Below are 10,638 nucleotides of genomic sequence, written 5' to 3'. Positions count from 1 at the left end.
TCCGGCCGTTGTGAGGTGCATTGAGGTCGCGGAGCGTGTCGCTGTTGGGCCGAACGGGTGACTCTGCGCAAGAATTGCCCGATGCAGACAGCACGTACGATCCAGGACGGAGCATGCCGGTGAACAGCCACGATGTCACCGACGAACAGTGGGAGGGGCTCGCCCAGGTCGTACCGCTGCGGGGCCGGGACGCCTGGCCGTCCGCCGTCGGCCACCGGTCCATACCCGAGGCCGAGACGGAGACCCGCCGCCGTTTCGTCGTCCTGCGCGTGAACGTCTTCGCCGACGCCCGCGACGTCGCCGAGCGGCTGATGGCGGGCGTCCCCGTCCTCCTCGACCTCACCGGCGCGGAGACGGAGGTCGCCAAGCGCGTCCTCGACTTCAGCACGGGTGTCGTCTTCGGCCTGGCGAGCGGGATGCACCGGGTGGACCGCAACGTGTTCCTGCTGACGCCGGCGGGAACCGAGGTGACGGGGCTGATGGAGGGAGCGGGCCTCCCCGTAGTGTGACCGCAGACGTGCCCGTGGGTGTGACCGCAGGCGTAGCCGCAGACGTGCCCGTGGGTGTGACCGCAGGCGTAGCCGCAGACGTGCCCGTGGGTGTGACCGCAGGCGTAGCCGCAGGCGTGCCCGTGGGTGTGGTCGCAGGCGTGCCCGTAGCTCGATCGTAGGAAGCCTTCAGAGACGGAACGGTTCGTCCTGTCGGCGGAGCCCTACCGTCCGGACATGACCCAGCCCGCCCTCCCCGACCGTCCCCGCATCACCGAACTGCGCCTGTCCGCCTTCACCGCCCACCGCCGCGCCGCGTTCCCGCTCGGGCCCCTCACCCTCCTCGCCGGGCCCAGCGGCTGCGGCAAGACCAGCGCGCTGCTGGCGTACGAGGCCCTCGCCCGGCTCGGGGGCGGCGCGGAGCTCGGCGAGGCGTTCCCCGACCCCGTCGCCTGCGTACCGGAACGGGCCCGGCCCGACGCGCAGCGCCGCCGCGGCTTCCGCATCGGCTGCACGGCCGACGGTCCCGAGGGCCCGGTCCGGCTCGACATGGCCGTACAGGCCGAACCCGAACTGCGCGTCGTGGGCGAGCGGTTGTCGGCCGACGGACTGGTCCTCCTGGAGACCGCCCTGCGCGACCCGGGCAAGCGTGCCGTGCAGGCCGCCTGGCACACGGCCGGGCCGACACCGGTGACCCGCGGCCCGCTCCCGGACGACCGGCTCGGCACCGCCCTGCTGCCGCTGCGCGTGGCGGGCAAGACACCCGGGCAGCGCAGGGTGCTGGCGGCCGCCGAACAGATGGTCGTCGCCCTGCGCTCCGCCTTCGCCTGCGACCCCGAGCCCGCCCGCATGCGCGGCCCGGTGGCGGCCGGTTCCGGGCGCCTGCTCGGCGGCTGCGGCAATCTCGCCGACGTGCTGTGGCGCACCCGCGCCGAGTGCGGGCGGCGGCACGCGCAGTTCGTGGCGGCGGTGCGAGCCGGCTGTGCCGGACCCGTGGCGGATGTGCTCGCCCGGGCGGAGGAGACCACGGGGACGATCCGCGCCGCGCTCGACCGGGGGGACGGCGTCCGTACGGACCTGTGCCGGCTCGGCGACGGCGAACTGCGCTACGTGGCCCTCGCGCTGGTGCTGCTCACCGGGCCGGGCGTGCTGGAGGTCGACCCGGCGGGCGAGGTGCCCGCCGCGCTCCAGACGCTCACGGTCCTCGCCGACGGCTTCGACCGGGGCCTGGACGGGCGGCAGCGGCTGGAACTGCTGCGGCTGGCGGCCCGGATGTGCGAGCGGGGGCACATCCGGCTGGTCGGCGCGGTCAGCGACGGCTCCTGGGCCACCGGGACGCAGGGAGTCACGGTGGTACACCTGGACCGTGACTGATCCCCTGGACGTGGCCGGACTGCAACGGCGCCTGGCCGATTTCGCGGCCGCGCGGAACTGGCAGCAGTACCACACCCCCAAGAACCTGGTCGCCGCGCTCAGCGTGGAGGCCTCCGAACTGGTCGAGATCTTCCAGTGGTTGACGCCCGAGGAGTCGGCCGGGGTCATGGCCGACCCGGACACCGCGCACCGCGTCACCGACGAGGTGGCCGACGTGCTCGCGTATCTGCTCCAGCTGTGCGAGGTGCTCGGCATCGACCCGTTGGCCGCGCTGAACGCGAAGATCGACCGGAACGAACGGAGGTTCCCGATCTAGCGGCACGCCCCGGCCACTGTTTCCATCACCTGGAGCGAAAGAGTCCACTTGCACGCTGCGTAGCTGAATAGCGGCTCGAATCCGAATCGTTGTCCGCAATTTTCCGCCTTCCTCTGGCTTTTCGTCTCGCACTCCTTCACTCTGGGTAGTGAACAAGGGAGTGTGGGCAGACGGACGCGCGCAGCGCGTCGGACAAGACGGGGGCAGCGCATGGACGCGGTGCGGCTCATCGTGACGAGCAGGCGGTCCCTGGCGGCGGGCGGCGACGCGCGGGAGACCCTGGCCGAGGTGTGGCAGGCGCAGGCCCTCGCGCAAGCCATAGGCAGCCGCCTGGCGGTCGCCGGACCACCCGAACTGCGTGGCGAGGCACTGGGGTTGACGGAGCTTGCGGGCCGGGGCTGTGGCGTCCTCGACCCGCCCGAACTGGGCCCCGGTGAGCTGCGGGCGGGCCAGCTCACCGAGTTGGGCGACGCCCGCCACACCCTGATGTACCTCGGCGGTCTCCTCGGCGAGGTCGGCATCGCCCTCGTCGCCCTGGCCAGCGCCGCCGGCGACGAGGGCACGTACTGGCAGTGCATGGAGGCCATCGACGCGGCGGACGAGTCCCGTGACCGCGTCCTGGAGATGCTCCGCAGACTCGCGGACCGGGAACAGACGCTGCCGGAGAGGGAGGCGGGGTGAGGCGGGGCGGGGAGAGCCCCTGACCCGCCCGCCCCTGACCCGCCCTCTCCTATCCCGCCTGCTCCTCCTCGACGACCCCGCGTTCGGCATCCCCCGCCGACCGAAGATCCGCGTCCAACGCCGACAGGTCCGCGTTCAACGCCGCCATCAGCTCCTCCATCTGCTGCAACAGCCCTTTCGGCTGCCCGGTCCCGCCCTGCTGCGGCACGGTCTCTTCGGACATGACGGCCTCCTCGGCCCCCGGCCCCCGGGGAGGCCGACGCGGGTGACGCCCCGGCGGTCCACCCCCCGGCGCGGAAGCCGGGGGCTCCGGCTCCGCCCGAGCAAACGATCACCGTCGGGGCCGGTCACCGGCCGGGTCGGGCGGCGGCTGCGGTATTGACGTCATTTCACCCGACCGGGGACCGGTGTGGACGGGGGACCGGTCTCGTGATCGTCCGCCGGGGCGGTGCAGGATGGAGGACATGGATCTTCGCATCTTCACCGAGCCCCAGCAGGGGGCCACCTACGACACTCTGCTCGCCGTCGCCAAGGCCACCGAGGACCTCGGCTTCGACGCCTTCTTCCGTTCCGACCACTACCTCCGCATGGGCACCGTGGACGGCCTGCCCGGCCCCACCGACGCCTGGATCACCCTGGCCGGACTCGCCCGCGAGACCAAGCGCATCCGGCTCGGCACCCTGATGACCGCCGGCACCTTCCGGCTGCCCGGCGTGCTCGCCATCCAGGTCGCCCAGGTCGACCAGATGTCCGGCGGCCGGGTCGAACTCGGCCTCGGTGCAGGTTGGTTCGAGGAGGAGCACAAGGCCTACGGCATCCCCTTCCCCAAGGAGAAGTTCGCCCGCCTCGAGGAGCAGCTGGAGATCGTCACGGGTCTGTGGGCGACGGACCCCGGCAAGACCTTCGACTTCCACGGCACCTACTACGACCTCACGGACTCTCCCGCCCTGCCCAAGCCGGCGCAGCGGAAGATTCCCGTGCTCGTCGGCGGCCACGGCCCGTCCCGCACCCCGCGGCTGGCAGCCGAGTACGCCGACGAGTTCAACATGCCCTTCGGCTCCGTCGAGGACAGCGAGCGCCAGTTCGGCCGGGTCCGTGCCGCCGCGGTGGAAGCCGGCCGCGGCGACGAACTGACGTACTCCAACGCCCTCGTGGTCTGCGTGGGCCGGGACGACGCGGAGGTCGCCCGCCGGGCCGCCGCGATCGGCCGCGAGGTGGACGAGCTGAAGCTCAACGGCCTGGCCGGCTCCCCGTCCGAGGTCGTCGACAGGATCGGCCGCTACGCCGAGGCCGGCTCGAGCCGCGTCTACCTCCAGATCCTCGACCTGGACGACCTCGACCACCTGGAGCTGATCTCCGCGCAGGTGCAGTCGCAGCTGTCGTAGGGGCCGCCGAGGCGCCCTCGATAAACGAAGGCGCTGGTGGGCACGGGTGTGCGAAGCTGAGGGCGTCGTCCTGCCGGGCCCCCAGGATCACCGTTCCTGGGGGCTCGCGCACGTACGGCACGGAAAACGTCCACCCAGCCGGAGAGGCCCTCCGCATGTTCCTGACGATCACCACCACCGGCACTCCCGAACGCCCCGCCACGGACCTCGGCTACCTGCTGCACAAGCATCCCGACAAGGCGCAGGCGTTCTCCACCTCCTACGGCACGGCTCACGTCCTCTACCCCGAGGCCGAAGCCGGGCGCTGCACGGCGGCGCTGCTGCTGGAGGTCGACGCGGTGGCACTGGTCAGGCGCGGCAAGGGCAAGGGCCGCGGCGGCGCCCCGGACGCGGCACTCGCGCAGTACGTCAACGACCGCCCCTACGCGGCCTCCTCCCTGCTCGCCGTGGCGCTGAGCGGCGTCTTCTCCAGCGCGATGAAGGGCGTCTGCCATGCCAAGCCGGAGCTCCCCGGCCAGGTGAGGCCGCTGCGCGTCGAGGTGCCCGCGCTGCCCGCCCGCGGCGGCCCCGACCTCGTACAAAAGCTCTTCGATCCGCTCGGCTGGACGGTCACCGCCGAACCCGTGCCGCTGGACACCGAGTTCCCCGCGTGGGGCGATTCGCGGTACGTGCGCCTCGTCCTGGAATCGGACGCGCTCACCCTCGCCGAGGCCCTGCGCCACCTCTACGTCCTGCTCCCGGTCCTCGACGACGCCAAGCACTACTGGGTCGCCCCCGACGAGGTCGACAAGCTGCTGCGCGTCGGTGAGGGCTGGCTGCCCGGACACCCGGAGCAGCGGCTGATCACCAGCCGCTACCTCTCGCGCCGCTGGGCCCTGACCCGGCAGGCCACCGAGCGCCTGGAGCTGGTGCGGCTCGCCGAGACCGACGACAGCGAGGTCGAGGAGATCGACAACGCCGTCGAGGCGGAGACCGAGGCCGAGGAGAAGCCGACCCCGCTGGCCGTGCAGCGCCGCGAGGCGATCGTCACGGCGCTGAGGCAGTCCGGAGCCGCCCGGGTCCTCGATCTCGGCTGCGGGCAGGGCCAGTTGGTGCAGACGCTGCTCAAGGACCCGGCCTTCACCGAGATCGTCGGCGTGGACGTGTCCATGCGCGCGCTCACCATCGCCTCGCGGCGCCTGAAGCTGGACCGCATGGGCGAGCGGCAGGCCTCCCGCGTCCAGCTCTTCCAGGGCTCGCTCGCGTACACCGACGCCCGGCTCAAGGGCTACGACGCCGCCGTGCTCAGCGAGGTCGTCGAGCACCTAGACCTGCCCCGGCTGCCCGCCCTGGAGTACGCGGTGTTCGGCTCGGCGCGCCCGAGGACGGTCCTCGTGACCACCCCGAACGTCGAGTACAACGTGCGCTGGGAGTCCCTCCCGGCCGGCCACGTCCGGCACGGCGACCACCGCTTCGAGTGGACCCGCGCGGAATTCCGCGCCTGGGCCGAGGCGGTGGCCGAACGGCACGGCTACGGCGTCGCGTTCGAGCCCGTCGGCCCCGACGACCCCGAGGTGGGGCCGCCCACCCAGATGGCCGTATTCACCCTGACCACGCCGAAGGAGGCGAAGGCGGCATGACCGACACACAGCAGGGGCGCGTGCTGCCCGTCACCGACCTGTCCCTGGTGGTGCTGGTCGGGGCCACCGGCTCCGGCAAGTCCACCTTCGCCCGCAGGCACTTCAAGCCCACCGAGGTCATCTCGTCCGACTTCTGCCGCGGCCTCGTCTCGGACGACGAGAACGACCAGGGCGCCACCAAGGACGCCTTCGACGTCCTGCACTACATCGCGGGCAAGCGCCTGGCCGCCGGCCGCCGCACGGTCGTGGACGCGACCAGCGTGCAGTCCGACGCCCGCCGTCAGCTGATCGACCTGGCCAAGCGGTACGACGTGCTGCCGATCGCGATCGTGCTCGACGTGCCCGAGGAGGTGTGCGCCGAGCGCAACGCGGCCCGCACCGACCGCGCCGACATGCCCCGCCGGGTCATCCACCGCCACACCCGCGAACTGCGCCGCTCCCTCAGGCACCTGGAGCGCGAGGGCTTCCGCAAGGTGCACATCCTGCGCGGCGTCGACGAGGTCGAGCACGCCACGGTCGTCACCGAGAAGCGCTTCAACGACCTGACCCACCTCACCGGCCCGTTCGACATCATCGGCGACATCCACGGCTGCGCCGCCGAACTGGAGGCGCTGCTCGGCAAGCTGGGTTACGTCGACGGGGTCCACCCGGAGGGCCGCACGGCCGTCTTCGTCGGCGACCTGGTCGACCGCGGTCCGGACAGCCCCGGCGTGCTGCGCCGCGTCATGGCGATGGTGAAGTCCGGCAACGCCCTGTGCGTGCCCGGCAACCACGAGAACAAGTACGGCCGTTACCTGCGCGGCCGCAAGGTCCAGCAGACCCACGGCCTCGCCGAGACCATCGGGCAGATGGCGGGCGAGAGCGAGGAGTTCATCGCCGAGGTACGGGAGTTCCTCGACGGCCTCGTCAGCCACTACGTCCTCGACGGCGGCCGGCTGGTCGTCTGCCACGCCGGTCTGCCCGAGAAGTACCACGGCCGCACCTCCGGCCGGGTCCGCAGCCACGCCCTGTACGGCGACACCACCGGCGAGACCGACGAGTTCGGCCTGCCCGTGCGCTACCCGTGGGCGGAGGACTACCGGGGCCGGGCCGCGGTCGTCTACGGCCACACCCCGGTGCCGGAGGCGACCTGGCTCAACAACACCATCTGCCTGGACACCGGCGCGGTCTTCGGCGGCAGGCTCACCGCGCTGCGCTGGCCAGAGCGCGAACTGGCCGACGTCCCGGCGGAGCAGGTCTGGTACGAGCCGACGAAGCCGCTGCGCAGCGAGGCGCCGGGCGGGCAGGACGGCCGTCCGCTGGACCTGGCGGACGTGCGGGGCCGCAGGGTCGTCGAGACCCGGCACCAGGGCCGCGTCTCGATCCGCGAGGAGAACGCGGCGGCGGCCCTGGAGGTCATGAGCCGCTTCGCGGTGGACCCGCGGCTGCTGCCGTACCTCCCGCCGACCATGGCCCCGACGGCCACGAGTCACGTCGGGGGCTATCTGGAGCACCCCGCGGAGGCGTTCGCCCAGTACAAGGACGACGGTGTCGCGCGCGTCGTGTGCGAGGAGAAGCACATGGGCTCGCGGGCGGTGGCCCTGGTGTGCCGCGACGCGGAGGCGGCCCGCAAGCGCTTCGGCGTGGACGGCCCCACGGGGTCCCTCTACACCCGCACCGGACGCCCCTTCCTCGACGACGACGCGCTCACCGAGGAGATCCTCGGCCGGGTGCGCACGGCGGCCGGCGAGGCCGGCCTCTGGGACGAGCTGGAGACGGACTGGCTGCTGCTGGACGCCGAGCTGATGCCCTGGTCGTTGAAGGCGTCCGGGCTGCTGCGGTCGCAGTACGCGGCCGTGGGCGCCGCGTCCGGCGCGGTGCTCCCGGAGGCTCTGAGTGCCCTCCAGGGCGCGGCGGCGCGCGGCGTCGACGTGGCGGGCCTGCTGACCCGCACCGGTGAACGCGCCACCGACGCGGCCGCGTTCACCGAGGCGTACCGCCGCTACTGCTGGACCACGGACGGCCTGGAGGGCGTGCGCCTGGCACCGTTCCAGATGCTCGCGGTCCAGGGACGCAGCCTCGCCGGCCTGCCGCACGACGAGCAGCTCGCCCTGCTCGACCGGCTCGTCGAGCACGACGGCAGCGGCCTGCTCCAGACCACCCGGCGCCTCTACGTCGACACCGCCGACCCGGAGTCGGTGCGGGCCGGCGTCGACTGGTGGCTGGAGATGACCGGACGCGGCGGCGAGGGCATGGTCGTCAAGCCGGTCGGCGCGCTCGTCCGCGACGGCCAGGGACGCCTGACTCAGCCCGGCATCAAGTGCCGCGGACGCGAGTACCTCCGGATCATCTACGGCCCGGAATACACCCGCCCGGAGAACCTCGCCCGCCTGCGCTCGCGGTTCCTCAACCACAAGCGGTCCCTGGCGATCCGCGAGTACGCCCTGGGCCTGGAGGCCCTGGACCGCCTGGCCGAGGGCGAGCCGCTGTGGCGGGTGCACGAGGCGGTGTTCGGGGTGCTGGCGCTGGAGTCGGAGCCGGTGGACCCGCGGTTGTGAACCGGAGGGGCACACGATGCCGGCCGGGCTTGTCCCGCCTGGGACGCTCCTGGCCGGACGTCGCCCTTCCGGTCCCATTCGTCCCTGGTTGACCGCTGGTTGCCGCACCAACTTCGCTGGTCGGTCAGGCAGGTGTACCGGCTCAAGGGGGAAAGTCGGTGGAGACACACGCGGTGTTCGGCGAACCCGGGGGCGAGTCCGGGCGTGCGGACGGCTTTCGGCTGCTGCTCGGGCTGACCTACGCCCTGTGCGGCCTCGGCTGTATGGAGGACGCCCAGGAGCGGCTGCACTTCGGTGTCGTTCTCGGGGACCTGCTGGGACGTCAGATCGACCTGCACCCCCGACTGACTGCCCCTGCGCACGCTCACCCACCGCACCCCCGGCGGCCCGATCGCCATCCCGCTGGAAGACCTCGACCCGTACCGCGACCTGGACCATCCCCGCCCGCCCGCCCGCCCGGCTCGACCTCGACGAAGCCGAGGCCTGGCGGCGACCGTCAGACGAGGCCGCCGCGCTGCTCGCCGCGCCGGGCGGTGACGGGCCCGGCCGGTTCGACCCCGCGAGATCCGGGCAGTGGTGCCCTGGGGGCGTACCGGCACGCTGCCGCCCGCCCCGGCCGCCGACCCTTCCGATCTCCGCTTACGGCGCGACCGCACCGTCTGGCCGGACGGGCGCACCCACGCCTTCGCCACGCGGCCCGCCGTCCCGCGCACCGCCGACGAGCACCTCGGCGCCGGGGACGCGGCCGCCGCGCTCGTCCGGTACGCCGACGCCTTGGCCGACGCCCCGGCCGGGCAGCATGCCCTCGCTGGCTGGATCGTCGCCCGGAGGATCCTCGAGCCGGGCCGCGCCGCCCGCCGGATGCCGGCCCGGCCGGAGGAACTGCTGGAGCCGGCGCCCCGGGTATGAGGCCGGTCCCGCCGCTTGTCGTCGGAGCGACGAGAACTGGCGGTGACGGAAACGGTCGAGGAGCGCGTCAATCCGCCCTCCGATGGTGAGGATGGAGGCATGGCATACCACGTCCACTCCGAGGCCGGGCGGCTGCGCCGCGTCATCCTGCACCGGCCCGATCTCGAGCTCAAAAGGCTCACCCCCAGCAACAAGACCTCGCTGCTCTTCGACGACGTGCTGTGGGTGCGCAGGGCCCGCGCCGAGCACGACGGGTTCGCCGACGTGCTGCGCGACCGCGGCGTCGACGTCCACCTCTTCGGTGACCTGCTGGCCGAGACGCTCGAGGTCCCGGCGGCCAGATCCCTCGTCCTGGAGAGGGTCTTCGACGAGAAGGAGTACGGCCCGCTGGCCACCGACCCGCTCAGAGCCGCCTTCGAGAACATGCCCGCCCCGGAGCTGGCCGAGGTCCTGATCGGCGGCATGACGAAACGCGAGTTCCTCGACGTGCACCCGGAGCCGACCTCCGTGCGCTTCCACGTCATGGAACTGGACGACTTCCTGCTGGGCCCGCTGCCCAACCATCTCTTCACCCGCGACACCTCCGCCTGGATCTACGACGGCGTGTCCATCAACGCCATGCGCTGGCCCGCCCGGCAGCGCGAGACCGTGCACTTCGAGGCGATCTACCGGCACCACCCGCTGTTCCGCGACGAGACCTTCCACGAGTGGTCCGAGGGGCAGAGCGACTACCCGTCCACGATCGAGGGCGGGGACGTGCTGGTCATCGGAAACGGGGCGGTGCTCATCGGCATGAGCGAGCGCACCACCCCGCAGGCCGTGGAGATGCTCGCGCACAAGCTGTTCGCCGCCGGGTCCGCCGAGACGATCGTGGCCCTCGACATGCCCAAGCGGCGCGCCTTCATGCACCTCGACACCGTGATGACGATGGTCGACGGCGACACCTTCACCCAGTACGCGGGCCTCGGCATGCTCCGCTCGTACACCATCGAGCCGGGCGTCGGCGAGAAGGAGCTGAAGGTCACCGATCATCCGCCGGAGCACATGCACCGCGCGATCGCCGCCGCCCTCGGCCTGAATCAGATCCGTGTGCTGACCGCCACCCAGGACGTGCACGCGGCCGAGCGCGAGCAGTGGGACGACGGCTGTAACGTCCTCGCCGTCGAACCCGGGGTCGTGGTCGCCTACGAACGGAACTCCACCACCAACACCCACCTGCGCAAACAGGGCATCGAGGTGATAGAGATCCCGGGCAGCGAACTGGGCCGGGGCAGGGGCGGTCCACGGTGCATGAGCTGCCCGGTCGAACGCGATCCCGTATAGGCATGC

General features: G+C 72.4%; 10 protein-coding genes. 9 read left to right on the top strand and 1 reads right to left on the bottom strand.

What is annotated here, in order from left to right:
• Positions 1-113: 113 nt before the first annotated feature.
• The 4 genes from HDC93_RS15050 to HDC93_RS15035 all read left to right on the top strand — a co-directional run bounded on the left by HDC93_RS15050 (position 114) and on the right by HDC93_RS15035 (position 2,859).
• Positions 114-509 carry a cell division protein SepF gene (locus tag HDC93_RS15050; RefSeq protein ID WP_185011019.1) on the top strand — a complete coding sequence of 132 codons (396 nt, stop codon included), beginning with the start codon at positions 114-116 and terminating at the stop codon, positions 507-509.
• Between the two features lie 216 nt (positions 510-725).
• A complete protein-coding gene (locus HDC93_RS15045; protein WP_185011017.1) occupies positions 726-1,862 on the top strand; it encodes an ATP-binding protein in 1,137 nt (378 codons plus the stop codon).
• Positions 1,855-2,178 (top strand): nucleotide pyrophosphohydrolase, encoded by a 324-nt coding sequence (locus tag HDC93_RS15040; RefSeq protein WP_185011015.1) that lies wholly within the window; start codon positions 1,855-1,857, stop codon positions 2,176-2,178. The genes HDC93_RS15045 and HDC93_RS15040 overlap by 8 nt, the downstream gene beginning before the upstream one ends.
• Before the next feature lie 210 nt (positions 2,179-2,388).
• Positions 2,389-2,859, top strand: a complete 471-nt coding sequence (locus HDC93_RS15035; RefSeq protein WP_142158548.1) for a DUF6099 family protein — start codon at positions 2,389-2,391, stop codon at positions 2,857-2,859.
• A gap of 49 nt (positions 2,860-2,908) precedes the next feature.
• Here the strand turns inward: HDC93_RS15035 and HDC93_RS15030 are convergent, their stop codons facing one another.
• Complete coding sequence (locus HDC93_RS15030) at positions 2,909-3,082, bottom strand: hypothetical protein (RefSeq protein ID WP_185011013.1); 174 nt, start codon at positions 3,080-3,082, stop codon at positions 2,909-2,911.
• Between the two features lie 241 nt (positions 3,083-3,323).
• On the opposite strand from HDC93_RS15030, the gene HDC93_RS15025 reads away from it, so the two are divergent.
• The 5 genes from HDC93_RS15025 (at position 3,324) to HDC93_RS15005 (ending at position 10,632) form a co-directional block, all read left to right on the top strand.
• Positions 3,324-4,244: an LLM class F420-dependent oxidoreductase gene (locus tag HDC93_RS15025; protein ID WP_185011011.1), complete on the top strand. Its 921-nt coding sequence runs from the start codon at positions 3,324-3,326 to the stop codon at positions 4,242-4,244.
• Positions 4,245-4,399: 155 nt separating this feature from the next.
• Entirely contained in the window at positions 4,400-5,863 is a 1,464-nt protein-coding gene (locus tag HDC93_RS15020; RefSeq protein ID WP_185011009.1) for a 3' terminal RNA ribose 2'-O-methyltransferase Hen1, read from the top strand.
• A complete protein-coding gene (locus tag HDC93_RS15015; protein WP_185011007.1) occupies positions 5,860-8,400 on the top strand; it encodes a polynucleotide kinase-phosphatase in 2,541 nt (846 codons plus the stop codon). Before HDC93_RS15020 ends, HDC93_RS15015 begins: the two co-directional genes overlap by 4 nt.
• A gap of 576 nt (positions 8,401-8,976) precedes the next feature.
• Positions 8,977-9,309, top strand: coding sequence for a hypothetical protein (locus HDC93_RS15010; protein WP_185011005.1), 333 nt, complete (start codon positions 8,977-8,979; stop codon positions 9,307-9,309).
• 99 nt (positions 9,310-9,408) lie between these two features.
• Positions 9,409-10,632, top strand: a complete 1,224-nt coding sequence (locus HDC93_RS15005) for an arginine deiminase (RefSeq protein ID WP_185011003.1) — start codon at positions 9,409-9,411, stop codon at positions 10,630-10,632.
• The last annotated feature ends 6 nt before the right edge of the window (positions 10,633-10,638 follow it).

It is taken from the genome of Streptomyces sp. AK010 (assembly GCF_014207295.1).
Lineage (GTDB): Bacteria > Actinomycetota > Actinomycetes > Streptomycetales > Streptomycetaceae > Streptomyces > Streptomyces massasporeus.
The sequence above is the reverse complement of the archived record's forward strand: the minus strand, read 5'-3'. Positions and strand labels throughout refer to the sequence as shown.